Origin of the sequence: Candidatus Planktophila vernalis (genome assembly GCF_002288185.1) — a bacterium.
In the GTDB taxonomy this organism is placed as follows: Bacteria; Actinomycetota; Actinomycetes; order Nanopelagicales; family Nanopelagicaceae; genus Planktophila; species Planktophila vernalis.
In genome coordinates, this window is record NZ_CP016776.1 from 557,313 (window position 1) to 581,676 (window position 24,364).

The window sequence follows — 24,364 nt, forward strand, 5'->3', positions numbered from 1 at the left end:
ATGGGAGGCAGGGCGGTATCCTTGTGCATATGGCCTCACTACTTGCAATTCTTTCAAGCATCTTGTGGGGAACTTCAGATTTTGAAGGTGGTCGTTTAAGTAAAAAGCATGCACCTTTGGCAGTACTCGGATTCACGCAAGTTCTTGGTTTAGTTTTTGGCATAGTTTTAATGCTTGCCTCTGGTGCTTGGAGTGCACAGGCACTTGGATCTGGCGGATATTTAGTCCCTGGAATTATTGCTGGGTTATTTGGTTACTTTGGATTGTTTTGTCTTTATGCAGGTTTATCAACGGGCCGCATGGGTGTTGTTTCTCCAATTAGTTCTATGGGAGCAATTGTCCCTTTAACGTATGCATTGATTAACGGTGACAGACTTTCAACAATTACTTCAATCGGCGTAGTACTTGCTTTGGTGGGAGTTTTTTGTGCCAGTGGTCCAGAGCTCTCCCAAGGTCTTCCTCTAAAGCCTTTGCTTCTAGCGATAGGTGCAGCACTTGGATTTGGCACAGCACTAACCTCAATGTCGATTGGTTCGCAGTCAAGTGCACTCATGACAATGGTCTCCATGCGTGGGGCAACTTTCTTTGTAACCATCTCCATAGCACTCAAGTTCCGCACGATGGGTGGGTTTACTAAAAAGGAATACCCATCACTTATTTTCATCGGTGTCGCAGATTTCTTAGCCAACGTGTTGCTGGGCGTTGCATGCACTAAGGGCTTGGTTTCAATTGCGATGGTTCTGGGCTCACTCTTTCCAATAGCAACTGCGCTTCTCGCATTTAAGTTCTTGCGCGAGCGTTTACAGAGGGTTCAATACATCGGAATTGCCTTAGCTGTTGCAGGCGTGGCGCTTATTTCAGCTTTCTAGTTACGGGCAACGTAGAAATCAGTTCCATCAACATGAGTGTGAGTATGGTTTTCAAATCTATTGAGGAGAGCTTGCCAATCAATAGGATCATCACCACCGGTTACTGGTGTAACACTGAGCTCTAGTTGATCAATTAAACCTTGATCAATAAGTTCAAAAATAATTGATGTTCCCGCTTCTACTAAAATTCTTTCACCAAACTGTGATTTAGCTTTTGCTAGGGCATCTGCAGGAGACATGTTCCATAAATGTGATAAATCATTGCCAACAACTGGATTAATCGTTGATCGCGAAACAATTACTAAAGGTACTGGGCTCTGCTTGTAAGGCTCATGGCGAGCAGTATTTCCACCAATTAATATGCAATCGACTTTGCGTCGCCTAGTTAGAAAAGCTTTTCGATCGGCATCGGATGAAACTCCGTTAGAACTCTTATCTTTTGATGTGGACCCATCTCGCCCGACCACTAGCGATGCAACTGTGCTCATTTGTCCTACTATTGCAGATTCTGTGAGAATTCTCAGGCGTAAATCACGCTCATAAGTTGAGATGTCGCAATAAACCTCGTTAGCCTTAAACCATGTATCGCCGCATTCTTCCTTGCGCACTCGTGGCTTTGGCCATGGCAGTTGGCTTAATGGCCCCTGCCAACGCGGCTCCATCACTTGCCGAGATTCAGGCAAAGGTGCGATATCTAGAAGAAGAAGCAACCACGGCAGCTGAAGGTGCTCAGGAAGCGAAAGTGAAGTTAATTGCCCTGACTCGCACACTCAACGGCATCAAAGCTAAAGCTGCCGTCCAGGGAGAAACTCTTTCAGCACTCCAAAAATCTTTAGGAACTATTGCAATCGAGCAATACAAGGCCGGGGGACTCGGTCAATCACTTGAACTTCTCTTTTCTTCAGATCCCACTCTGTATTTGTCCTCAGCCGGTGCACTCGATGCAATCAGTCGACGTAAATCTGCCCAACTTCGAAAGTATGAAGCGGCTCAGCAACGCTTAAGTGCAACTACTCTGACCGTTAACGACAAGTTGGCGCTAGTAGTTGCAGCTGAAAAGAAATTTAAAGCCCAATCAGCAAAAGCCCAAGAGAAACTGGCAGAGGCTGAGGCTCTACTTTCAAAGTTAACTAAAGCCGAGCGAGAGCGATTGGCAAAGTTGGCTGCACAAGAAGAAGATGCTGACCAGGCAAATTCTCAGGCAGCAGCACGTGCCTTGTCTGGGATTTCAGGTCGCGCAGGAATTGCAATCAAGTATGCACTTAAGCAAATTGGTGATCGCTATGTGTTTGGATCGGCTGGTTTAGTCACCTGGGACTGTTCTGGTCTAACAATGCGTGCATACCAAGCCGCAGGAGTTTCACTTCCACATTCATCTGCTGCCCAATCGCGCCTGGGTAAGCAAGTCTCAACTAAGTCTCTAAAGCCAGGTGATCTTCTGTTTTATGGTCGTCCAGTTTCACACGTTGGAATGTATATCGGTGGTGGAAAGATGGTTCATGCACCACGTTCAGGATCACGTGTGAAAATCACAACGAGTGGTTCTCTTGGAAGAAAGCCTTTAGTTGGAGCACGCCGTTTCTAACAAAACTCTATTTGTAACTAATGATTTTGGCCCACGGGCTGGAGGCATAGAAACCTTCATCATTGGTTTGATTGAACGATTACCAAAGTCCAGCATTATTGTTTACACCTCGGCACAAGAAGAAACTGCGCACTATGACGCTCAATGGCTGAGCGATTTTGGTGTTGAAGTCATAAGAGATAAAGCAAAAATACTATTGCCGACTCCACGAGTAAATCGCGCAGTTGCCAGAATTGTTAGCCAGCGAGGAATCAAAACCGTAGCATTTGGCGCAGCAGCACCTTTAGGTTGGATGTCTTCAACATTGCGCAAAGCGGGAGCACTGCGCATCGTTGCACTTACTCATGGACATGAAGTCTGGTGGGCCAAGGTTTTTCCATTCAACTTGATTTTGCGGCGCATCGGATCTACTACTGATTCACTCACGTATCTTGGTGATTTCACTCGAACAGCAATTTCAAAAGCTCTCACAGCTAAGAGTGCATCAGCTATGCAGAAAATTGCTCCTGGCATTGATGTTGAGCATTTCACGGCAGTAGATGCAACTTCCCTACGTCAATCTCTGGGACTGCGTGAGAAGAAAGTCATTGTTAGCGTGGGCCGCCTTGTGCATCGCAAAGGTCAGGATTTTCTCATCGAATCTATGCCACAAATTCTTACTCAAGTTCCAGATGCCCATCTTTTGCTTGTCGGTCAAGGTCCGTATCGCGCTCACTTAGAAAAGCTAGTCACTAAACATTTGCTACAAGAAAATGTCAGCTTCATTGGACGAATCCAATACAAGGATTTACCGGGCTATATCTGCGTGGGCGATATCTTTGCGATGCCATCGAGATCGCGTTTTGGTGGCCTAGAGGTCGAAGGTTTAGGAATTGTTTACCTTGAAGCAAGTGCATGTGGTTTACCAGTTATTGCAGGTGAATCTGGGGGAGCACCTGATGCGGTTATAGAAGGTGTAACAGGATTTGTCATTGATGGAACTAACACAGAACAGATTGCACAAAGAGCGATTCAACTTTTGCGTAATGAAAAACTGCGCCGGGATATGGGTAGCGCAGGCCGAGCATGGATTGAAAAAGAATGGCGCTGGCAGATCTGGGCCAGCAAGTTTTCTGAACTACTTGCCAGATAATCCCTGCTCATGCATGGCATGAATTGCCGCAGTTCTGTTAGTCACTTCCAGCTTTCTATAGATTGAAGCCAAATGAGTTTTAACAGTGGCAGGACTAATAAATAGACTCTTAGAAATTTGCGCAGTTGTTTGACCGCGCTCTAACTGAGCCAGAAGATCAAATTCACGGGCCGTAAGAACGTTGTGAGTGTTCTTAAATACTTTCTCTAATCCCTTGGCACTAAAGCTAAGTGGAGCGACAAGGCTATGTTTAATCGCGGCCACGAGAGAAGGAATGGGTTCAGATTTGCAGACGAAGGCGCTTGCACCAGCTTTCATGGCAGCACGAATGTAATTCTCATGATCATTGAGTGTTAAGACAACAACTCCCATCTCTTGGGAGATGCTTCTGATCCAGCTCACTAATTCAAAGCCGCTACCATCTGGAAGGTTTATATCGATAGTCACAACATCGGGTTGTAGGGCTGCGATAGAGGCACGGGCTTCAAGAACAGATGAGGCTTCTGTGATGTCACTAAAGCCTTCATGGGTAAGTGCGCGCTTTAATCCCTCACGCACTAGGGCATGATCATCAACGATCAATAACCTGCTCATGGAGTAAGTAAGTCCAATGAAATTGCAACGTTAGTGCCGGTGAAATCAGAGTGAATATCAACATGACCACCTAAAGCCATAATCCGCTCGGAGATCCCTGGTATTCCATAATGATTCTCGACCTGTGTAGCTCCACCAATTCCATTATCAATGAATGTCACATCTAGGCGAGTCGCATGCGAATGCTCAGTCACATTGTTGATGATTTCGCTAAAAACCTTATTGAGCTCATAGGTTAATTCTGGTTGAGAACCAAGAAGCTCTTGCTCGTTGCGTTCTGTGCGAAGTTCTAGAATCTCACTACGTACTTTTTCTATCAATGTGTTGATATCAAAGCGCACAGAGCGCAAAGCGGCGCGCTTAGTCTCATCATCTTCTTGAAACAACAAAGAATCCAACCCATAGCCCAACCCCACGAGATCTTGGGCTATGCCATCGTGGAGCTCTTGTGCGAGTTTTACCCGCTGTGTAAGGCTCACATAATTACTTTGTGAAGAGCTGGTCAATCTCCTTTGCGAATTCCTTCGCAACGACGTGTCGCTTGATTGAGAGTTTCTGAGTTAAGTGCCCACCAGCGATTGTGAAATCTGTTGTAAGAATTGTGAACTTACGGATTGATTCCGCCTTGCTCACTGCCTTATTTGCATCATCAACTGCAGTTTGGATAACAGCAATCAAATCAGGGTCATTAGCAAGGTCGGCCATTGAAGCACCTTCCTTCTTGTGATTTGTTACCCAACCCTTAAGTGAATCCTGGTCAATAGTTACAAGTGCGGCAATGAATGGTTGATTATCGCCAACTACCAAGCACTGGCTCACTAGTGGATGTGCACGCAGGCGATCTTCTAGAACAGCAGGGGCAACGTTTTTTCCACCTGCAGTAACAATAAGTTCCTTTTTGCGGCCGACAATGTACAGGAAGCCTTCATCATCGAGCTTTCCTAAGTCACCTGACTTAAACCAACCTTCAGAGTCAAATACTTCAGCGTTTGCAGCATCGTTTTGCCAGTATCCGCGCATAACAATTGCGCCACGGATAAGAACTTCGCCATCTTCAGCAATCTTGATTGAAGTGCCTGGGATTGGACGTCCAACAGAACCAACGCGGTGTGCACCAGTTAAGTTCAAAGTCGCACCAGCAGTTGTTTCAGTTAAACCGTAGCCTTCTAAAATTGTTACGCCAGCACCACGATAGAAGTGGCCTAAACGCACACCTAGCGGTGCACCACCGGAGATTGCAGCTTCAACGCGTCCACCCATACCCGCGCGAATCTTTGAGTAGACCAACTTGTCAAAGAGTCCATGCTTGAGTTTAAGGACAGGAGAGATTCTCTTTTTATCCAATGCCTCTGAATAAGCGATTGCTACATCTGCTGCTTTTCTAAAAATCTTTCCCTTACCAGCAGCTTCAGCGCGAGCTTCAGCTCCGTTATAAATCTTTTCGAAAATACGTGGAACTGCCAAAACAAATGTTGGCTTAAAGGAAGCTAGATCAATTGGGAGACGTCCAAGTGGGTCACTGCAGTGCGCAAGGTGTAGACCTGAATTAATTGCACCAATTTGAACCATGCGACCAAAGACGTGAGCAACAGGTAGGAAAAGCAAAGTTGATCCGCCTGGTTTTAGGAATAGATCACTTGCACCCTGCACAACATTTCCGCATTCAGCTAAGAAGTTGCCATGTGTGAGTGAAACACCCTTTGGTTTTCCAGTTGTACCTGATGTGTAGATAAGTGTTGCCAAAGTATCTGGGCCAAGTGCTGTACGACGACGTTCAATTTCATCATCTGATACTTGAGCACCTGCATTGCGAAGCACTGTAAGAACATCCTCAGTCATCACCCAGACATGCTTAGTGTGTGCAGGTTGAACTGTTTGGACTAATTCACGCAGTGCTGGAGTTTCAACAATGATGCCAACAGTTGAAGAGTCGTTGAGAATCCAATCAATTTGCTCTGCAGATGATGTGTCATAAATTGGAACTACGACAGCTCCTGCATACCAAATCGCAAAATCAAGAATGGTCCACTCATAACGAGTACGGGCCATGATTGCCACACGATCACCGATTTGAATACCTGCAGCGATTAAGCCTTTGGCAGTTGCTCGCACCTCCTCGTCAACTTCACGGGCAGTGACACTTTGCCATCCATCGCCGAGTGGGCGAGACATGGTGATGCGCTCTGGCTCAAACCAGGCGCGTTCAGCAATCAGATTTGTCAGATTGCCAGCAGTAGCTGAAGGGACGAGGGCGGGTGTTGTGACTTCATTCATGGGGCTAACGCTAGCGTGAGAAATATGAAATACGGAAGAGGGTAACCTTGTCCCATGAGCGATTTGAGCAGTTCAACAATCACGATCGATGCCCCATTAGCCGATGTTCAAGGAGCCCTTTTTGCCCTTGGCCAATATCCAACCTGGTCGAGTGCGATTAAGTCCAGCGAGGTCGTTGAAAGTGATGACCAGGGCCGGGCCACCAAGGTGAAAATGACTATTGATGCAGGAATGATGAAAGACCGTGTGATTTTAGATTACGACTGGAGCAAAGCACCTGGTCAACTTACTTTCTCACTCGATGATGCAGATTTACTCACTGGAATGGATGGTTCTTATTCCATTAAGGCAATCGATGAAGATACGACCCAAGTTACCTATGAGTTGGGTGTTTCACTCTCAATGCCAATCCCAGCGATGATGCGTCAAAAGGCTGAGAAGGCGACAATTGATCAAGCACTTGCACAACTTAAAGCTGCGCTAGAAGCTTAATCAAACGTTAATGTCATTAACAATTGGTATCGATGTTGGTGGAACTAAGGTTCTGGGCGGCGTTGTTGATGAAGCTGGAAAAGTTCTCACTACTGCAAGAAAAGACACGCCTCGTCAAGGTGGAAGTGCGCTAACACAAACGATTGCCGATGTAGCAAAAGAATTACTCGCACAACATTCAGTCGCATCTGTTGGAGTTTCTGCTGCAGGTTTTGTTTCCTCTGATCGAAAAACCATGCTGGCAACCCCCAATATTGCTGATTGGAATGGTGTTGATTTAGATAATCAACTTACTAAACTCATCGGTCTTCCTGTTGTCATTGAAAATGATGCAAATGCAGCAGCGTGGGGTGAAGCAAAGTTTGGTGCAGGCAAGAATCAAGATCACATGATGATGCTTACAGTTGGAACTGGAATTGGTGGAGGCATTGTTGTCAATGGTGCGCTCTACCGAGGCGCATTTGGAATTGCAGCAGAGTTTGGACACATGCGCGTAGTTCCAGAAGGACATATCTGTGGCTGTGGTGCTCGTGGTTGTTTTGAGCAATATGCCTCAGGAAATGCATTACTTCGCCATGCACGAGAAGCTATTAACGCCAGTCCTGAAATTGCACGAAACTTGCTCTCTCGCGGAGATGGCACTGTTGCAGGCTTAACCGGCCAAGCTATTACTGATGCTGCGCGCGATGGTGATCCTGTGGCGTTGGCTGCTTTTAATACAACTGGGCAGTGGTTAGGCGCCGGTATTGCATCACTTGCAGTTCTTCTAGACCCTGCATGCGTTGTTATTGGTGGGGGAGTAATTGATGCAGGTGAGATTCTTCTAAAGCCAACACGTGAATCACTAGAGCGCAATATGCCATTTGCTGGCAAACATCCTTATCCGCAGATAATTGCTGCGCAGTTAGGCAATGAAGCTGGACTTGTTGGAGTTGCTGACTTAGCTAGAAGTTAATTCTCAAATGGGTATTTCAACCCGATTTGAGAGCGCACGGTATCCATAATCTCCATAATTGCGATGGTGTCTGCCCATGTGAGAATCGGGGATTCTTTAGCTCCGCTTTTAACTACACGGGCAAATTCAACCGCTTGTTCGCGCAATCCATGGCCTTTGTAATCAGATGGATAGTCGGTAATGGTTCCATCAAAGAGTGTGAGGCGCATAGATGTTGGGTTATAGAAGGTTCGGTTAACTTCTAAATATCCATTGAGCCCTGCAATAACTGCTGTGCAGGGTGTCTGCACAATCATTGTCGTATTGAGTACGGCTTGTGCTCCGTTGGAGTAATCAAAAATCATAGAGCTTTGCGCATCAACACCTTTGTCGGTGAAGACTGCAGTGGAGGTTATTGATTGTGGAACTCCTAAAATCATGTGGGCAAATGAAATTGGATAGATTCCAAGATCAAGTAATGCCCCTCCAGCAAGAGAGGGCTCAACAAGGCGCGCAATGTTTTGATCAGCTAAGCGCTGCCCGTGATCAGCATGAATAGTTGTGAGCTGTCCTAAAACTCCACTTGCAACAATTTCGCGAATCTTTGCATAGTGAGGTAAAAAGCGTGCCCACATCGCTTCCATCAATGCCACGTTATTTGCCTTAGCCGCTGCCACCATTTCTTTTGCCTCTGCAGCATTTACAGCAAATGGTTTCTCGCACAGAACCGGCTTACCTGCATTAAGAGTTGCAATCACATTTTCTTTATGGGAGGGGTGCGGGGTTGCAACATAAATGGCATCGATGTGTGAATCGTTTAATAGTGCGTCATAGCTTCCATAGGCCTTTGCACCCGGAACACTCTTAATAAAGCTTTCTGCTTTTTCTAAACTTCTAGATCCAACTGCAGCCACGACGTGATCACCAAGAAGTGCAATGTCAGTTGCAAAAGCACGAGCAATGCCGCCCGTACCAATGATTCCCCATTTAAATTGACTCACAACGTTGCTCCATCATCTTCGTGATATCCGCGATGAAACCAACGCTTCACTGCGCGCTTAACTGCCTGCCACATTGCACGTGGTGATTGTCGTGGGGGATTGGGTGGAATAAATCGATTTGAATCTTGTATCGCATCAAGATCATCTAAATATGTTGTGGGTGCTGATTCATCCAGGGACAGGCCAGAGACGATGGAATCAAATTCGCTACGAATAAGTTCCTCTTCATCGAACTCATCAGGGCCTGGACGGGGATTGTTCACCCTCAGATAGTGTCATATCTGGCAATAGCGACTAAATTAGACCCGTGCTCAACAACCTGCCGTATGGAACTTTGCGTGCGTTCCTGACGCCTTTCTTGATGGCAGGCTTTCGTCCCAAAGTTAAAGGGCTTCGAAATGTTCCGGCAAAAGGCCCAGTGATCATCGCGTCTAACCATCTATCTTTTAGCGATTCCATCTTTATGCCATTGGTAGTCCCACGAAAAGTTACCTTCTTAGCAAAGAGCGAATACTTCACCTCACCTGGACCTAAGGGATTGCTCAAGAAGTTAACTTTCATAGCCCTAGGCCAAGTCCCGGTTGATCGCTCAGGCGGGCGCCGAAGTGAAGCAGCCCTGATTACTGGATTAAAAGTTTTGGCAGAAGGTGATTGTCTAGGAATTTATCCAGAAGGAACACGCTCACCAGATGGGCGCCTTTATAAAGGTCGCACAGGAATTGCCCGTTTAGCAATTGAATCAGGGGCACCAGTTATACCTGTTGCAATGTCCAACACGGACAAGATTCAACCCACAGGAAAAGTGATCCCTAATCTTCATCGCGTAGGAATGCAATTTGGAAAGCCCATGTATTTTGATGGTGACTCCACAGATTTGCTCTATCTGCGCGATGTGACCGATCAAATCATGAATGTCATTCAAGCTATGTCAGGCCAAGAATATGTTGATACATATGCGCCTAAGAAATCAAAGCCAGATGATATTAATGTTGCTGGCGAGGAAGACTAGAGAAGATCTAAACCATTTCTTGTAGTTAAGAATTGGCATGTGGTGCAGGTTGGACCAGCTTCTGGTATTTCACCTTCTAGAACTTGAATGAAATCTCCAATCACTCTCATGAAGTTATCGTGATCACGTTCAACTGCCACATACTTTTGATAGACACCAAAGCCACTGTTATCTGGATTATCACCAACGGTGTGGGTTGGTTTCCACACAAGCAAGCCCATGGATGCAACTTCAACAGCCTTGCCAGCAGCTGGGTTTTCTAAGGCAAAGGCATATGCCTCTAACTGAGGTGAGTAGAAAGCCCCGCTATCTCGCTCTGAATCAGAGACTTTGCAATCGATTAATCCGACGGTGCCATCATCATTAGTTGATACAAGATCGTATTTTCCTAGTATGCGCCAGCGTGTGTCCTGGCCATTGATTTGAATGGGCTTGCTCTTAACGAATTCGCCCCATTTTGTAACAGTTCCAGGGCGAAGTGATGGATCGATAGTTGGCATATCTGCGCGCTGAAAGTACTCCTCTTGCAGTGAAGATAATGTGCCAACAAGTGGCATGGTCATAGGAGCGGTGACTTTGTACCAGTACTTAACCCATAAGCAACGTTTGCATGTTGATAGTCCAAAAGTTAAATCCGAAGGGGAGATGTTTTCGCGCGCTGGCTTTATAGGTTTTTTCATATGCCTATTGTGTCTCTAGCCACCGACAATTGCTAAGTACAAAACCGACAGACCTAGAAGGATCATGATGCTTCCCCCAGTTGCGCGTAGTTTTTCCAGGCGGCTGGAGTCTTTAGCTAGCCATGCACGGGCCGTGCCCGCTAATAATCCCCAGGTGCCATCAGAGAAGAAGGCAAGAATGGAAAAAATTGCGCCGAGCAAAATCAACTGTGAGGTGATCTGCCCTTTCTCACGATCGATGAACTGAGGAAGAACGGCTGCATAGAAAACTATCGCTTTGGGGTTCAGTGCTCCAACCCAAAACCCATCTCGCATGGAGCGAAGGGCAGTAGGAGAGACATCTCCCTGATTGGTCATATCCGATGCATGAGCTTTGCGTTGCCTGATTGCATCAATACCTAAATAGATTAAGTAAAGGCCGCCGCCCCATTGCACTGCGATGTATGCAAGATCTGATCTTTGCAAGATAGGGCCAAGACCAAGAGCCACAAATACTGATAAAACAAAAGAACCGGAGACATTGCCTGCAACGGTGAAAACTGCAACTTTGCGACCCCAGGCGATGGCCCGAGCGATTACGAATAAAACGCTCGGGCCAGGCGCCAAGATAATAATCATCGCGGCAACGATGTACTCAGCTAAGCGCGAAGGAATTACCACAGGTCAGATAGTAGTTAGAGTCGCTACTCAGCGGGCAGTGAGGGCTCAAGTGCCACGTCTGGATCGCTGGCGTGGCCTTTTCTACACCTTTGCCCTAGGGGAGATCTGAGCGTGAGCGTGTTGGAAGTTGCGCCTGCCTACCTATCCCAATAGATTACGGCTGTATATATCGAATGGATACATAGCCCGATAGGTAGAAAGGAGTAAGCGATGCGCTCACGCAGTGAATCACTTGAGTTCGCCCTCCTTGGTCTTTTATCCCAGACCCCGCTTCATGGCTATGAGCTTCGAAAGCGCATGGGCACAATCTTTGGACCCTTCCGCGCACTCTCCTTTTCAGTTCTCTACCCACAGCTGCGCAGAATGTTGGAAGCCGGCCTTATTGAAGAGAGCGTGGTGGATTCTCCATCTCGGCGCTCGCGAATCGTTTATGACATTACAGATAAAGGTCAGGCTCGCTTTGAGAACCTGACAGAGACCGTTAGCCCTGAAACATGGGAAGACGAAGGATTTGAAATCCGCTTTGCATTTTTCTCTCCAACATCTTCAAAGAACAGAGTAAGAATTCTTGAGGGACGCCATCGTCGCCTTAAGGAGAAAGCAGAGATTCTGCGCGGTGAACTCGAGAAGTCACCGATTGGAATCGATAAATATCTGGAGGAGTGGCGACGTCACTCACTGGACTCAGCTGACCGAGAGATTGCTTGGCTGGAAAAAATGATCAAAACCGAGAGGAAATAGAGTGAACATAACAACCGGTAAAGGCGACATCCGTGTTGCAATCGTTGGCGTAGGAAACTGTGCCAACTCTTTAGTTCAAGGCGTTACTTATTATAGGGATGCCGCCCTTGATCAAGAGATCCCAGGTCTTATGCATGCAACAGTTGGGGCGTATCACATTTCAAATGTGAAGTTCGTAGCAGCCTTTGACGTTGATGCAAAGAAGGTCGGTCTAGATCTAGCTGATGCCATTTGGGCCAGCGAGAACAACACCATCAAGTTCACTGACGTAGCAAAGACTGGTGTCCCAGTTCTACGAGGTGTAACAAATGATGGTCTTGGAAAGTACTACCGCGAGACAATCAAAGAATCCGATGCCCCTGCAGTGGACGTCGTTGCAACGTTGAAGGCAGAGCAAGTAGATGTTTTAATCTGCTACCTACCAGTGGGATCAGAAGTTGCCGCTAAGTACTATGCACAGTGCGCAATTGATGCAGGATGTGCCTTTGTTAACGCACTTCCAGTCTTTATCGCATCAGATCCAGTATGGGAAAAGAAGTTTGCTGATGCTGGTCTTCCAATCGTGGGAGATGACATCAAGAGCCAGGTGGGTGCAACAATTACTCACCGCATCATGGCTAAGTTGTTCCAAGATCGCGGTGTTCACCTCGATCGCACATACCAATTAAACGTTGGTGGAAATATGGACTTCAAGAACATGCTCGAGCGTGATCGCCTTGAATCCAAGAAGATTTCAAAGACTAACTCTGTAACATCACAGTTAGAGCATGACTTGGGTGAGAAGAATGTCCACATCGGACCTTCTGACTACATTCCATGGCTAGATGATCGCAAGTGGGCCTACGTTCGCCTCGAAGGCCGCGCTTTTGGCGATGTTCCTCTTAACTTGGAATACAAGTTAGAAGTATGGGATTCACCTAACTCTGCTGGTGTAATCATCGATGCACTACGTTGCGCCAAGATCGGCCTTGATCGCAAGATTGGTGGAGCTCTGCTCTCACCTTCTAGCTACTTCATGAAGACACCACCTGTTCAGTACACAGATGAGCAGGCACATGTTAAGACTGAAGATTTCATCAACGGAAAGATTGAGCGCTAAAGAAAAAAGAAGTAGAAATGAAAAGGCCCCCCGGTATTAACCAGGGGGCCTTTTCTAACCCCTCACGGAGAGTTGAGGGTTAAATCGTCGCATCCTCAGGAGTGCGACGAATGTGCATTAACCCGGCGATACCTAGCAAGAGGAATAGAACTCCGCCAACTAAAGATGCGATAGCTGCATATCCTGCAATGACACCCAGAGTTCCAAATGCATACGCCTCAAGGAGCATGCCACGAAGAGTGTTACCCATGAAAAGTGTTTGGCGAAGATCCCCATACTGCTTAATCTTTTCTACGTCAGTGCTTCCACCACGCACAAGGCCCATGTAAACACCTGAGACCTCAGAGTAAGTAGCTGGCTTACCCATTACTGCAATTGCAGAGCCTTTCATGTGCTCCCAGATGTATAGGTCTGAGTAATCTCTAGCCATTTCTCCTGTAACTACTTTCATGCCAGCCCACTTGGCTAGTTGATCCTTAGTTTCACTTGGCATTGCATCTTCAGCTGGGAAGGAAATGTTTTGATTTTCCAACTGGCTTGCAACAGAATCGTTAGCAAAGTTTGCTCCGAAGTTAAGTAAGCCTGCAAATATCAATAGAAGTGCTGCTAGGCCAAGACCTACGAAAGAAACCAGCTTGTCAAAAGTTCTACGTTTCATTTAATTACTCTCCTTTTAGGCATCATGTGTATTGATGCACTTCATAGTTAACTCTTCTAACTATGTGTGAGAGTTCGAAAGTGCGAGGGTCACCACTCGATGACTTGAAAAAATGAATCTGAGAGAGTTAGCCCTCAGAAACTGTGATTCAACAGACAGGAATTAATCAACGTGACGGTTGCACATAGCCTTGCCGTCTGGTCCAACTTCCAGATGCGCACAAGGCACATTTAATTCATCAAAAGCTTTATCTCCATAATGCGCTCTGAATGCAAGTGCAAGAAGAACTCTCAAATTAGTTTCGCTATCAGATTTAATTCCAAATACCTGGGCACTTCGGCTGACAGTATTTTCAATAACTTTTTCAGTATGCGCTGTTTCATTAGCGATAGCGGAGTTGGATTTACCCTCACATAAAAGATTGAGGACTAACTGTTCAAAAGGGGATAGTTCTCGTGATGCAATAGTTATGTCTCTTGCCATCGTAAATGACCACCTCTCCGCGGTGTTTCCATTGTCCTACTTTGTTCAAGGGAATATCACCCCTAAGATGGGCCAATGAGTGAAATCTTGACCACCCAGTCAGGCTCAATCCTGACTCTGTCCTTCAATAGGCCCGCAAAGATGAACGCTCTTACGCGGGCGATGTATGCCAGCTTAGCTAAAGGTCTCAATGATGCCGCTGGAGATTTTGGTATCCGTGCGGTCATTCTTACAAGTGAAGGTGATCATTTCACTGCAGGAAATGACATCGTCGATTTTATGGACAATCCACCCACAAGTGATTCATCAGAGGTTGCCCAATTCTTAGCAGCGTTACTTAACTTTCCTAAACCACTCATTGGTGCAGTTAAAGGTAATGCAGTTGGGGTTGGCACAACGATGCTTTTGCATTGCGATGTTGTCGTTGCCGCACCTTCTGCCAACTTCTCTATGCCTTTTGCATCTTTAGGTTTGGTGCCTGAAGCAGGTTCAAGTTTCCTCTTTCCTGCATTAGTGGGATATCAAAGAGCTGCCAAGATTTTCTTTACCGGTGAATCTTTTGGCGCAGATGCAGCACTTGAAATGGGCCTGATCGCCGAAATTGATTCAGATGCATTGGCCGGTGCAACAAAGATTGCCCAGCACATCGCCGAGCAACCACCTCAAGCAATTATTAACACCAAAGCACTGCTCAAGGCGCGCAACCACGAATCAGTGGCAGCAGTGATGAAGGCAGAGTTTGAAATCTTTGCCATGGCTTTGCAATCAGATGAAGCAATGGAAGCGTTTATGAAGTTTATGGCTAAGAAGGGGAAATCATGACACTTGCAGGAAAGCGCATATTCATCACAGGAGGATCTCGCGGTATTGGCTTAGCGATTGCATTGCGCGCCGCAGCCGATGGTGCATCCGTAGCAATTGCGGCAAAAACCTCAGACCCTAATCCAAAACTTCCAGGAACTATTCACACAGCAGCTGCAGAAATTGAAGCCGCAGGTGGAAAGGCCCTTGCAATTCAATGTGATCTTCGGGATGAACTCCAGATTGAGGCCGCAGTTAATCAAGCCGCAGAAGCCTTTGGTGGAATAGATATTCTGGTCAATAATGCCAGTGCCATTAATTTGACGCCTACAGATGCAACACCAGCTAAGCGCTTTGATCTCATGTTTGATGTGAACGTGCGCGGTACTTTTCTAACTTCTCAGGCTGCTTTGCCACATCTTCGCAAATCAGCTGCCGATGGTCGTAATCCTCATATTTTGAATCTGTCACCACCGCTATCGATGAAGCCAGTGTGGTTTAAAAACCATGTTGCTTACACAATGGCTAAATACGGCATGAGTATGTGCGTATTGGGAATGGCTGAAGAGTTCAAGCGTGATGGAATTGCTGTGAATGCGCTGTGGCCACGAACTGTTATCGATACTGCTGCTCTTCAAATGATTCCAGGCATTGATGCCCTAGCTGGTCGCACACCTGAAATCTTGGCAGATGCTGCATATGTCATCTTTAATCGCAAAGCAGCAGATTGCACTGGCAATTTCTTTGTAGATGATGAGTTATTGGCATCAGAAGGAATTACTGATCTAGAGAAGTATTCTGTTACTCCAGGGACAAAGGATTTCCTTCTCGACTTCTTTCTTGACTAAGATGGCTAAATGATCAAGAAAATTCTTGTACTTGCTATTGCCTCTCTGTTTGCCTTTCCTATTGCCGCTTTTGCCCACGGAGAAATGGTCCAAGCAACTCCGGCAGTAGATTCAAATGTGCTCACAGCACCCACAGAGGTTTCAATTGAATTTGATGGAAAGCTTCAAATCATTGGAAACACCAACGTAAATTCAATTGAAGTAACTGATAATCAAGGTCAAATAATTTCATCTCCAACTTCAGTAGTTGAAGGCAACAAGATTTCAACAAAATTGCAGTTAACCGATATTACTGGCCTGGTTTCAGTGCACTATCGAATAGTTTCTGAAGACGGACATCCTGTTGAAGGCGATTACAGCTTCACTGTTGGTGAAACGCCAGTGGCTATTAGTGCGCAAAGTGAAGAAAGCGCTGGAGAAGAAGTTGCAGAAAGTGGCAGTAATTTACTTGTGAACGGAATCGGAATTTTGACTCTAGTTAGCATTGCTTTCCTCGTTGTAAGGCGCATCAAGAAGTAGACTGCCCCAATGCCTATTTTTGAATTAGAACTCAATGGTCCCAACCTGATTCAAGAATCAGAACGACGGGGATCGGCGCGCTCATTGTTCTGGCCGTGGGCTGGAGCAAATGTCTCACTCCTAGCGCTGTCTTATGGTTCCTTCTTCTTAGGATTTGGCATCTCATTTAGGCAAGCCACATGGGCTGCAATCATCGGCACGATTTGTTCCTTTTTCTTAGTCGGTATTAGTTCTTTAGCTGGCAAGCGTTCAAATGCACCAACAATGGTGTTAGCTCGAGCTTCCTTTGGAGTTAAGGGCAGCATCGTTCCTGGATTCCTTTCATATTTTATCTTCGTCGGATGGGAAACAGTTTTAGTCTCTCTAGCAACTCTGGCAACAGGAACGGTTTTTTCTAGAATTGGCGGAGTAGACCAGAACCTTGCTTTGATTCTTGGATTTGTAATAGCGGTCTCACTCACCGTTTTTGGTGGAGTTCTGGGACTTGGCGTCATTATGAAGTTACAGAAAATATTGACGGTAATTACCGTTGTGATGACCGTTGTTTATATCGCACTAACAATCGACACCATTAATTGGAGTGCGGTAACTGCCATTAAGGATGGTTCAACTCAAGGTTTCATAGGTGCACTAATTTTCGGTGTGACTGGAATTGGACTTGGTTGGGTTAATTGCGCAGCAGATTATTCGCGTTATCTTCCTAGATCTGTTTCTAGCAAAGCAGTTGTGGGATGGACTGTCTTTGGGGCCTCGATTGTGCCCATCATTTTGGTTATCTATGGTGCAGCCCTGTCTGCTAGCAGCAAAGATCTCAGCCAAGCAATTGCTATGGATCCAATCGGTGCATTGACTTCGCTATTGCCAACATGGTTCTTAATTCCATTTGCTCTTGTTGCAATTTTAGGATTAGTTGGTGGAGCAATTCTTGACCTTTACTCTTCAGGGCTAGCCCTTGTCTCAATCGGCGTTCCAATCAAACGACATCAAGCGGCCATCATCGATGCATTTATCATGCTTGCTGGGTCTATCTATATCGTCTGGGTCGCCGATAATTTCTTCTATCCGTTCCAAGGATTTCTCATCACACTGGGTGTTCCTGTTGCAGTGTGGTCAGCAATCTTTGTTGCAGATGTAATTATGCGAAAGAAGGCATATAGCGAGAGGGACCTATACGACCCACAAGGGATGTATGGGTCAATCAACAAGGGATCCATCATTTTGATGATTATTGGAACAATTGTTGGTTGGGGATTAGTTACAAATACTTTTGCTTCATGGCTATCGTGGCAGGGTTATTTGCTATTTCTCATTGGTGGCAAAGAAGGTGCTTGGGCATATGCCAACGTGGGAGTTATTGCAGCGTTGGTAATCGGATTCACAGGACACATTCTCTTATCGAGAAAAGCTATAAGGGCGCAGGAGTCGGTCTAAGCCAGATGTATCCAGCTAGCCCGGAGATAATCGCTGAAACAAATAACCCTAAACGCACTTGATCTAACTCCACCTCAGAGCGTGCAGCGATATCTGCAATTACTAAAGCAACTGTTAACCCCATACCGGCCAAGGTTGCAATGCCAGTGATCTCCTTCATACCAATATTTGCATGACCGCCAATTCTTAAAGCTACCCAAGCAAAAAGGGTGATGCCGATGATTTTTCCAATTGACCTGGCGATGATGATGGCGATGGTTGTTTGTGAAGTGAAGGCGCTGATATTGATATCAAGGGGAATATTGACAATCACAATAACGGGCACGATGAAATAGGTTGACACTGGCGTTAAAACCTTGATTACTTTGTGGAGTGCATGAGTGCGTAGCGGCAGTAGGAATCCGATTGTGGCTGCAACTAAAGTAGTGAGGGCCTTTATCGGCTCTAAATCATCACCATAGAAGATTGCAAGAACAATGAGAGAAAATAAGTCATCAGCTATTGCAAGAGTTAATAGGAACAATCGGACGTGAGGGTTAACACGCTTACCAAGTAACGAGAGCACACCCAAAGCAAGGGCTATATCTGTTGGCATAGATGCGGCCCACACATGCGAGCCCGGGTTAAGAAGTAGATAGATGCTGGCCGGAACAATCATGCCGCCCAAAGCTGCAACAATTGGAACAACAGCGGTTTTTAAATCCTTGATGCCATTCTTAATTTCAAGGCCAACTAGAAAGAAGAAGATAGCGATTAAGGCATCTAGGTACATGGTCTAAATCTACTATGACAGCAAACAACAAAGCCCGTACCAATCGGCACGGGCTTTGTCTTAAAGCGGTTTTTAGATGTCGAAATACAGCTCAAACTCAGCTGGATGTGGACGCAAACGAACATAATCAACTTCTTGCTTGCGCTTGAATTCAATCCATGTCTCGATGAGATCCTTTGTAAATACTCCACCCTTGAGCAAGAACTCGTGATCGCGCTCTAGGTTGTTGAGTACTTCATCTAGTGATCCTGGAACTTGTGGAATAGCTGCCGCTTCATCGCCAGTTAATTCATACAAATCTTTATCTACTGGGGCAGGTGGTTCGATCTTATTGATGATTCCATCAAGACCGGCCATCAACATCGCAGCAAATGCTAGATATGGATTTGATGATGGATCTGGGCAACGGAACTCAATGCGCTTTGCCTTTGGATTGGATCCTGTAATTGGGATACGGATACAAGCTGAACGGTTACGCGCTGAGTAAACAAGGTTTACTGGTGCTTCATAACCTGGGACTAAGCGACGGTATGAGTTAACAGTTGGGTTAGTGAAGGCAAGCAATGACGGTGCGTGCTTTAGAAGGCCACCGACATAGTGGCGGGCCAGGTCTGAAAGATCACCGTATCCATCACCAAAGAACAATGGCTTGCCATCTTTCCAGAGTGATTGGTGAACGTGCATACCTGAACCGTTATCACCAAAGAGTGGCTTTGGCATAAATGTTGCAGTCTTGCCGCCCTGCCATGCAGTGTTGCGAATGACGTACTTAAACTTCATTACATCATCACCTGCAGTCAAAATATCTGTGAAGCGGTAGTTAATTTCCATTTGACCTGCTGTACCAACTTCGTGGTGTGAGCGCTCAACTAGAAGGCCAACTTTTCCAAGTTGCATAACCATCTCATCGCGAAGATCAGCAAATTGATCTGTTGGTGATACTGGGAAATATCCACCCTTGACGCGTGTGCGGTATCCACGGTTAGGAGTTCCATCAGCATCTTCCTTAATTCCTGTGTTCCAAGCACCTTCATAAGAATCAATCTCATGATAAGCAGTGTTGATATCAGTCTTAAAGCGAACGCGATCGAAAACATAGAATTCTGCTTCTGGTGCAAAGAACGCTGTGTCAGCAATTCCTTGTGCACGCATGAAGTCAACTGCCTTTGCAACAACACCACGCGGGTCGCGACTATAAGCAGAGTTATCAACTGGATTGTGAACAGAAAAGATAATGATCAGAGTCTTCTCTTTGCGGTATGGGTCAAGGTATGCAGATTCTGGAACTGGTAACAGCTTCATATCTGATTCATGGATTGACTGGAAACCGCGAATTGATGAACCATCAAACATCAGACCATCTGTAAAGACGGCCTCATCAAATGATTCAACAGGAACGTTGAAGTGGTGCTGGATACCTGGAAGATCTGTAAAGCGCACGTCAACGAGCTTTATGTCTTCCTTCTTGATATATGCAAAAATTTCTGCAGAGTTCTTAAACATGCTTCTCCCAATTCACATGGATACATAGATGGTGTATCAGTGCAGATTTTCTCGACTTTGAGCTCTCTGCTTCGTGGCCCAAGAATAAGTCGCAAAAGGCAAAATGGCCTAACCGCCCTGTTACATCCATGTTAAGAATTTTCGGGGCGATAGGCTTAGCCCATGAGCTACCCATTCATCCGAACCACCTATGGACGCCGCATGGGCGCCCTGGCCCTTGATTGGTTGGCGTGCATGTCAATTGTTGGGGCCTTTTCTGGAGGTTTGTTTGCGGTGGACCCGCTTAGACCCCTCTGGATCTTCCTATTGTTTTTTGCGCAGATGTGGATTTTCACCGCTTTGAAAGGTGGAACTCTCGGTCATCACCTCTTTGGAATGAAGGTTGTTCGATTTGAGGATGGTGGGCCACTCTCTATTCGACAGGCTCTGATTAGAACAATTCTGGTGATGCTTGTTGTCACTGCAGTTACTTTTGATGAGAACGGCCGTGGAATCCATGAGCGCTTGAGTGGATCGGTGCTTACAAGAAGCTAGATCAATTTTGAATCAATCAAGTTAACTCCGCTTACACTTACCGAATGAACGGCTCACTGGCACTTGTTGGTTCAGGTGAATATCTACCTGCCATGGCAGAGTTTGAAAAATCACTTGTTCACGACGGTGTTAAGAACGGCAAAGAAGCCAGATATGTTCAAATCCCAACGGCTGCTGGGCGAGAAAGTACTGATCGTTTGGAATACTGGAAACAACTGGGCCTGACACAAGCAAAAGCGATTGGTGTTGAGGCAACTTATCTTCCCATCTACACACGTGAAGATGCCTTCAATCAGAAATATGTTGATGCAGTAGCAAATAGCGCCCTGATGTATATGTCTGGGGGAGACCCGCATCATTTAGCTGAAGTTTTGAGTGACACTCCCTTGTGGTCGGCAATTGTTGAGAATTGGAAAACGGGAGCATCACTTGCAGGATGTAGCGCTGGTGCCATGGTCCTGAGCGCGCATATCCCTAACTTTCGATTGCTCAAGAAAACGGCAACGCAAGGTCTTAATCTGCTGCCAGAGATTCGTGTGATTCCACACTTTAATAAGTTCTTTAAGTGGATCCCAGAGAGTGCGGCAAAGGTATTGCTGCATGTGCCAGATAACTCTATTTTGATAGGCGTTGATGAACTGACAGCTATTGTGAAGCGATCAGGGGATACGGAATGGGTTGTAGTGGGTGAGGCAAAAGTGCACGTATTAAAAGGCCTGCCTGATCAACAACTTCACGACGGGGAGAGAATTAAACTTCCTACCCCTTAATTGATAAGTGTTAGCGAACCTTTGGTGCGCGAGTTGGCATCGGACCCTTAGGAATTGGCATAGATAAACCACCAACTGCCTTAAGGCGAGCACGAACTTCGCGCATTTGATGGGCAGTTAATTTCTTAGGTTGTTTTTGTAAATGCTTTTGTAGTTTACGAAGAGAAACTTGGCCTTCTCCATCACCAACAATTACTTCAATGACTGGAACTCCTGGAGCAAAGCGTTCGGTCTTCTTGTGCTCATCTTGGAGCAGTTGGCGAAGAGTGCTGGGTGAACCTTCACCGGTGAGAACAATTCCCGCACGTCCAACACTTCGGTGGACCATGTCTTGGTTGCGTGAGACTGCAACGGCTGGGGTTGTCGTCCATCCTTTGCGGATTGCCATCAAAACGCTTGCGCCCGCGCCCATCTGACCTTCAATGGATGAATATGCCGCACGACCTGCAACTCGAGTGAAGAAAAGAAGAGTGGCAAGAAAAGAAAGTGGAGTAAAGATAAAGCCAACATAGAAAGGATGATCAACTGCAATTCCAATGCCAATTCCTATTGAGAGTGTTACTAGGAAGATTGCAACAAGTGCAATGCCAATCCAAGGCTTGACTTGCTTGGTGACTGCGTAGGCATCACGGAAAGTTTGAAAGCGTGGAGTCTTGATCTTCTTTTCTTTAGCTTTTCTCTTGAACATGGCTTTAGTTTAGTGGGGCAGGGGCAGTTCCACCAAGGCGGGCTGGAGCCCAACGTTGGCCCACATGGCTATCAGGGTAGTTCTCTTGCACCTGATACAACATGGCCAGCAAAGTTTGCCGCAGATGTAACTCTGATTTCTCAACATCTGCACCGCGCTCATAGAAAATCGGCTCACCAAAAACAACAGTGACGGGGAAGTTATTGCGTTTGAGGTTTCGCTTAACCCCTTTAGTCCAAATCCTCTGACTTCCCCAAATGATTGTTGGGATAATTGGAACACCGGCACCCATCGCTAATCTGACAGCTCCGGATTTAAGTTCTTTGATCTCAAAAGAGGTGGAGGTCGTTCCCTCAGGGAAGATGCCGATAATCTCGCCAGATTTAAGAGCGCGCAAAGCTGCAACAAAAGATGCTGAGCCGTTGCTGCGATCCACATTGATGTGGTGCATACCGCGCATCAATGGCCCCGCAACTTTGTGATCGAAGATTTCTTTTTTAGCCATAAAGCGCACTAACCGCCCAGCTGGCAGGGCGGCAGTTCCAGTTATTGCAAAATCCAAATAGCTCACATGATTAATGGCAAGAATTGCGCCGTCTTTTCGTGGAATGTTTTCTTCTCCGCTGAAATCAAACTTGAGACCAAGATATTTCCATAGGGTCTTTATAACTACGATAACTGGGGGATAGACGAGATCAGCCACGAGCTGCCTTTGCATCGATTGCCTGCTTATAGAGGCGACCTGCGCGATAGCTAGAGCGGACGAGTGGACCACTCATTACGCCGAGGAATCCAATATCGGTAGCCTCTTTTGAAAGCTCAACAAACTCTTCGGGTTTAACCCAACGCTCAACTGGATGGTGGCGATTTGTTGGACGCAGGTACTGAGTAATGGTGATTAAGTCACAGCCTGCATCGTGTAAATCGACGAGTGCTTGAGTAACTTCTTCTCGAGTCTCGCCCAAACCAAGGATGAGATTTGACTTAGTAACTAAACCAAAATCGCGTGCCATGGATATAACAGTTAGGGACTTTTCATAAGTGAACGCTGGGCGAATTCGTTTGAAAATGCGGGGGACAGTTTCCAAGTTATGGGCAAAGACCTCTGGGCGAGTTTCAAAGATTTCATTGAGCAGGTGTACTTTTGCATGAAAATCAGGAGCTAGCATTTCAACGCCAGTACCTGGATTTAACTCGTGGACCTTTCGAATAGTTTCGGCATAGAGCCAAGCACCTTCATCAGGTAGATCATCGCGTGTAACACCAGTGATGGTCGCGTACTTAAGTCCCATTGCTTTAACAGATTCTGCAACCTTGCGTGGCTCTTCACGATCTAGAGCATCAGGTTTGCCGGTATCAATATTGCAAAAATCGCAACGACGGGTGCACTTATCGCCACCAATTAAAAATGTCGCTTCTTTATCTTCCCAGCACTCAAAGATATTTGGGCAAGCTGCTTCTTGGCAGACTGTGTGGAGACCTTCTGATTTAACAAGGCTTTGTAAACGTGTGTACTCAGGGCCCATGTGTGCCTTGGTCTTAATCCATTCAGGCTTTCGCTCAATAGGGACCTCGGCATTGCGTGCTTCAATGCGAATGAGTTTGCGACCTTCTGGGGCAAGTGTCATGCGCACACCTTCTTTAAGGATTCAAAAATATGTCTCTCAACCAATGGAGAAACCTCTTCGATGCTTATGTTACGGCCAAGCTCTCTAGAAATAGAAGTGACATCAGCATCTGAAATTCCGCAGGGAATGATCTGATTAAAGGCGCTTAAATCTGGGCATACGTTGAGTGCAAACCCATGCATTGTCACGCCCTTGCTCACGCGAATTCCAATGGCAGCTATTTTGCGATCGACCTTTTCATCTATTACCCAAACTCCTGAGCGACCAGAAACGCACGTTGCTTTAATCCCTAAATCTTCACAGACATTTATCAGCCCGCGTTCAATTTCGCGAACAAAGCCAACAAGTTCATGAGGTTGAGAAAGTTTTACGATTGGGTATCCAACAAGTTGTCCTGGCCCGTGCCAAGTAATTTTTCCGCCGCGATCAACTTCAATAACAGGGGTTCCATCCTGAGGTTTTTCTGAATCTAAAGTTCTGCGACCTGCGGTGTAAACAGATGGGTGCTCAAGTAATAACAAAGTGTTGGGACGTATTCCCTCAGAAACTTCTAAGTGAATTGTTCGCTGGACTTGCCAAGCCTTTTCATAATCAATCAGGCCATGGCGGGTGAGGGCAATCGCACTTTGGCTTGGAGTGGTTACGACGGGCACATCGCT

The 24,364-nt window shown here is 46.1% G+C and carries 30 protein-coding genes; 14 read left to right on the plus strand and 16 right to left on the minus strand.

Translation table 11 applies throughout. From position 1 onward, the window contains the following. Positions 1-29 precede the first annotated feature (29 nt). Positions 30-869: a DMT family transporter gene (locus A7sIIA15_RS02955; protein WP_095686432.1), complete on the plus strand. Its 840-nt coding sequence runs from the start codon at positions 30-32 to the stop codon at positions 867-869. Here A7sIIA15_RS02955 and A7sIIA15_RS02960 read toward each other — a convergent pair. Then, positions 866-1,357, minus strand: a complete 492-nt coding sequence (locus A7sIIA15_RS02960; RefSeq protein ID WP_095686433.1) for a dihydrofolate reductase family protein — start codon at positions 1,355-1,357, stop codon at positions 866-868. The two genes, A7sIIA15_RS02955 and A7sIIA15_RS02960, sit on opposite strands and share 4 nt — an antisense overlap. 92 nt (positions 1,358-1,449) lie before the next feature. Here A7sIIA15_RS02960 and A7sIIA15_RS02965 point away from each other — a divergent pair, with 92 nt between their 5' ends. Next, complete coding sequence (locus A7sIIA15_RS02965) at positions 1,450-2,454, plus strand: C40 family peptidase (protein WP_095685718.1); 1,005 nt, start codon at positions 1,450-1,452, stop codon at positions 2,452-2,454. Then, on the plus strand, positions 2,435-3,586 hold the full coding sequence (locus tag A7sIIA15_RS02970) for a glycosyltransferase family 4 protein (protein ID WP_095685719.1): 1,152 nt from the start codon (positions 2,435-2,437) through the stop codon (positions 3,584-3,586). The genes A7sIIA15_RS02965 and A7sIIA15_RS02970 overlap by 20 nt, the downstream gene beginning before the upstream one ends. On the opposite strand, the gene A7sIIA15_RS02975 is transcribed toward A7sIIA15_RS02970, so the two are convergent. Genes A7sIIA15_RS02975 through A7sIIA15_RS02985 form a run of 3 tightly spaced genes read right to left on the minus strand, consistent with a single transcriptional unit; the run spans position 3,572 to position 6,454 of the window. After that, the gene (locus A7sIIA15_RS02975) at positions 3,572-4,180 is read right to left on the minus strand and encodes a response regulator transcription factor (RefSeq protein WP_095685720.1); all 609 of its coding nucleotides are present in this window, start codon (positions 4,178-4,180) and stop codon (positions 3,572-3,574) included. The genes A7sIIA15_RS02970 and A7sIIA15_RS02975 overlap by 15 nt on opposite strands. After that, positions 4,177-4,686, minus strand: coding sequence for a sensor histidine kinase (locus tag A7sIIA15_RS02980; protein WP_190279147.1), 510 nt, complete (start codon positions 4,684-4,686; stop codon positions 4,177-4,179). Before A7sIIA15_RS02980 ends, A7sIIA15_RS02975 begins: the two co-directional genes overlap by 4 nt. Then, positions 4,664-6,454: an AMP-dependent synthetase/ligase gene (locus tag A7sIIA15_RS02985; protein ID WP_095685722.1), complete on the minus strand. Its 1,791-nt coding sequence runs from the start codon at positions 6,452-6,454 to the stop codon at positions 4,664-4,666. The genes A7sIIA15_RS02980 and A7sIIA15_RS02985 overlap by 23 nt, the downstream gene beginning before the upstream one ends. Before the next feature lie 54 nt (positions 6,455-6,508). Between A7sIIA15_RS02985 and A7sIIA15_RS02990 the strand changes: the two genes are divergently transcribed. Together A7sIIA15_RS02990 and A7sIIA15_RS02995 are read left to right on the plus strand one after the other, a co-directional pair. After that, positions 6,509-6,946, plus strand: a complete 438-nt coding sequence (locus tag A7sIIA15_RS02990) for an SRPBCC family protein (RefSeq protein WP_095685723.1) — start codon at positions 6,509-6,511, stop codon at positions 6,944-6,946. Positions 6,947-6,956: 10 nt separating this feature from the next. Further along, positions 6,957-7,901, plus strand: coding sequence for an ROK family glucokinase (locus tag A7sIIA15_RS02995; protein ID WP_095685724.1), 945 nt, complete (start codon positions 6,957-6,959; stop codon positions 7,899-7,901). Here A7sIIA15_RS02995 and A7sIIA15_RS03000 read toward each other — a convergent pair. Together A7sIIA15_RS03000 and A7sIIA15_RS03005 are read right to left on the minus strand one after the other, a co-directional pair. Continuing rightward, positions 7,898-8,881 carry a Gfo/Idh/MocA family protein gene (locus A7sIIA15_RS03000; RefSeq protein ID WP_223298290.1) on the minus strand — a complete coding sequence of 328 codons (984 nt, stop codon included), beginning with the start codon at positions 8,879-8,881 and terminating at the stop codon, positions 7,898-7,900. The genes A7sIIA15_RS02995 and A7sIIA15_RS03000 overlap by 4 nt on opposite strands. Continuing rightward, on the minus strand, positions 8,878-9,144 hold the full coding sequence (locus A7sIIA15_RS03005; RefSeq protein WP_095685725.1) for a hypothetical protein: 267 nt from the start codon (positions 9,142-9,144) through the stop codon (positions 8,878-8,880). Before A7sIIA15_RS03005 ends, A7sIIA15_RS03000 begins: the two co-directional genes overlap by 4 nt. 44 nt (positions 9,145-9,188) lie before the next feature. Here A7sIIA15_RS03005 and A7sIIA15_RS03010 point away from each other — a divergent pair, with 44 nt between their 5' ends. Beyond that, the gene (locus A7sIIA15_RS03010; RefSeq protein ID WP_223298291.1) at positions 9,189-9,890 is read left to right on the plus strand and encodes a lysophospholipid acyltransferase family protein; all 702 of its coding nucleotides are present in this window, start codon (positions 9,189-9,191) and stop codon (positions 9,888-9,890) included. Here the strand turns inward: A7sIIA15_RS03010 and A7sIIA15_RS03015 are convergent. Both A7sIIA15_RS03015 and A7sIIA15_RS03020 read right to left on the minus strand, forming a co-directional pair. Beyond that, positions 9,887-10,570: a PD-(D/E)XK nuclease family protein gene (locus tag A7sIIA15_RS03015; RefSeq protein ID WP_095685726.1), complete on the minus strand. Its 684-nt coding sequence runs from the start codon at positions 10,568-10,570 to the stop codon at positions 9,887-9,889. The genes A7sIIA15_RS03010 and A7sIIA15_RS03015 overlap by 4 nt on opposite strands. A gap of 15 nt (positions 10,571-10,585) precedes the next feature. Continuing rightward, positions 10,586-11,230 carry a LysE family translocator gene (locus A7sIIA15_RS03020; RefSeq protein WP_190279148.1) on the minus strand — a complete coding sequence of 215 codons (645 nt, stop codon included), beginning with the start codon at positions 11,228-11,230 and terminating at the stop codon, positions 10,586-10,588. A 210-nt stretch (positions 11,231-11,440) separates the two neighbouring features. Here A7sIIA15_RS03020 and A7sIIA15_RS03025 point away from each other — a divergent pair, with 210 nt between their 5' ends. Both A7sIIA15_RS03025 and A7sIIA15_RS03030 read left to right on the plus strand, forming a co-directional pair. Continuing rightward, on the plus strand, positions 11,441-11,971 hold the full coding sequence (locus A7sIIA15_RS03025; protein ID WP_095685727.1) for a PadR family transcriptional regulator: 531 nt from the start codon (positions 11,441-11,443) through the stop codon (positions 11,969-11,971). A gap of 1 nt (position 11,972) precedes the next feature. After that, the gene (locus tag A7sIIA15_RS03030; RefSeq protein ID WP_190279149.1) at positions 11,973-13,070 is read left to right on the plus strand and encodes an inositol-3-phosphate synthase; all 1,098 of its coding nucleotides are present in this window, start codon (positions 11,973-11,975) and stop codon (positions 13,068-13,070) included. Between the two features lie 79 nt (positions 13,071-13,149). On the opposite strand, the gene A7sIIA15_RS03035 is transcribed toward A7sIIA15_RS03030, so the two are convergent. Beyond that, complete coding sequence (locus A7sIIA15_RS03035) at positions 13,150-13,728, minus strand: hypothetical protein (protein ID WP_095685728.1); 579 nt, start codon at positions 13,726-13,728, stop codon at positions 13,150-13,152. Positions 13,729-13,890: 162 nt separating this feature from the next. Next, on the minus strand, positions 13,891-14,211 hold the full coding sequence (locus A7sIIA15_RS03040; RefSeq protein ID WP_095685729.1) for a helix-turn-helix domain-containing protein: 321 nt from the start codon (positions 14,209-14,211) through the stop codon (positions 13,891-13,893). A 75-nt stretch (positions 14,212-14,286) separates the two neighbouring features. Between A7sIIA15_RS03040 and A7sIIA15_RS03045 the strand changes: the two genes are divergently transcribed. The 4 genes from A7sIIA15_RS03045 to A7sIIA15_RS03060 are packed head-to-tail and all read left to right on the plus strand — an operon-like array spanning position 14,287 to position 17,810. After that, positions 14,287-15,033, plus strand: a complete 747-nt coding sequence (locus A7sIIA15_RS03045) for an enoyl-CoA hydratase-related protein (protein WP_095685730.1) — start codon at positions 14,287-14,289, stop codon at positions 15,031-15,033. Then, complete coding sequence (locus tag A7sIIA15_RS03050; RefSeq protein WP_095685731.1) at positions 15,030-15,860, plus strand: SDR family oxidoreductase; 831 nt, start codon at positions 15,030-15,032, stop codon at positions 15,858-15,860. Before A7sIIA15_RS03045 ends, A7sIIA15_RS03050 begins: the two co-directional genes overlap by 4 nt. Positions 15,861-15,869: 9 nt before the next feature. Continuing rightward, positions 15,870-16,379 carry a copper resistance CopC family protein gene (locus tag A7sIIA15_RS03055; protein WP_095685732.1) on the plus strand — a complete coding sequence of 170 codons (510 nt, stop codon included), beginning with the start codon at positions 15,870-15,872 and terminating at the stop codon, positions 16,377-16,379. A gap of 9 nt (positions 16,380-16,388) precedes the next feature. Next, entirely contained in the window at positions 16,389-17,810 is a 1,422-nt protein-coding gene (locus tag A7sIIA15_RS03060; RefSeq protein ID WP_095685733.1) for a purine-cytosine permease family protein, read from the plus strand. Here the strand turns inward: A7sIIA15_RS03060 and A7sIIA15_RS03065 are convergent. Next, positions 17,785-18,582 carry a Na+/H+ antiporter NhaA gene (locus tag A7sIIA15_RS03065; RefSeq protein WP_095685734.1) on the minus strand — a complete coding sequence of 266 codons (798 nt, stop codon included), beginning with the start codon at positions 18,580-18,582 and terminating at the stop codon, positions 17,785-17,787. The two genes, A7sIIA15_RS03060 and A7sIIA15_RS03065, sit on opposite strands and share 26 nt — an antisense overlap. 72 nt (positions 18,583-18,654) lie before the next feature. Beyond that, entirely contained in the window at positions 18,655-20,085 is a 1,431-nt protein-coding gene (gene glnA, locus A7sIIA15_RS03070) for a type I glutamate--ammonia ligase (protein ID WP_095685735.1), read from the minus strand. A gap of 162 nt (positions 20,086-20,247) precedes the next feature. On the opposite strand from glnA, the gene A7sIIA15_RS03075 reads away from it, so the two are divergent. Both A7sIIA15_RS03075 and A7sIIA15_RS03080 read left to right on the plus strand, forming a co-directional pair. Next, the gene (locus tag A7sIIA15_RS03075) at positions 20,248-20,619 is read left to right on the plus strand and encodes an RDD family protein (RefSeq protein WP_095685736.1); all 372 of its coding nucleotides are present in this window, start codon (positions 20,248-20,250) and stop codon (positions 20,617-20,619) included. Positions 20,620-20,663: 44 nt separating this feature from the next. Further along, the gene (locus A7sIIA15_RS03080) at positions 20,664-21,389 is read left to right on the plus strand and encodes a Type 1 glutamine amidotransferase-like domain-containing protein (RefSeq protein WP_095685737.1); all 726 of its coding nucleotides are present in this window, start codon (positions 20,664-20,666) and stop codon (positions 21,387-21,389) included. A gap of 10 nt (positions 21,390-21,399) precedes the next feature. On the opposite strand, the gene A7sIIA15_RS03085 is transcribed toward A7sIIA15_RS03080, so the two are convergent. From A7sIIA15_RS03085 to lipB, 4 genes are read right to left on the minus strand one after another with little or no spacing between them, the layout of a single operon-like run. Continuing rightward, positions 21,400-22,077, minus strand: a complete 678-nt coding sequence (locus tag A7sIIA15_RS03085; protein ID WP_095685738.1) for a DUF4191 domain-containing protein — start codon at positions 22,075-22,077, stop codon at positions 21,400-21,402. A gap of 4 nt (positions 22,078-22,081) precedes the next feature. Further along, positions 22,082-22,780, minus strand: a complete 699-nt coding sequence (locus A7sIIA15_RS03090) for a lysophospholipid acyltransferase family protein (RefSeq protein ID WP_190279150.1) — start codon at positions 22,778-22,780, stop codon at positions 22,082-22,084. Then, on the minus strand, positions 22,773-23,705 hold the full coding sequence (gene lipA / locus A7sIIA15_RS03095; RefSeq protein WP_095685740.1) for a lipoyl synthase: 933 nt from the start codon (positions 23,703-23,705) through the stop codon (positions 22,773-22,775). Before lipA ends, A7sIIA15_RS03090 begins: the two co-directional genes overlap by 8 nt. Beyond that, on the minus strand, positions 23,702-24,358 hold the full coding sequence (lipB, locus tag A7sIIA15_RS03100; RefSeq protein WP_095685741.1) for a lipoyl(octanoyl) transferase LipB: 657 nt from the start codon (positions 24,356-24,358) through the stop codon (positions 23,702-23,704). The genes lipA and lipB overlap by 4 nt, the downstream gene beginning before the upstream one ends. Positions 24,359-24,364 lie beyond the last annotated feature (6 nt).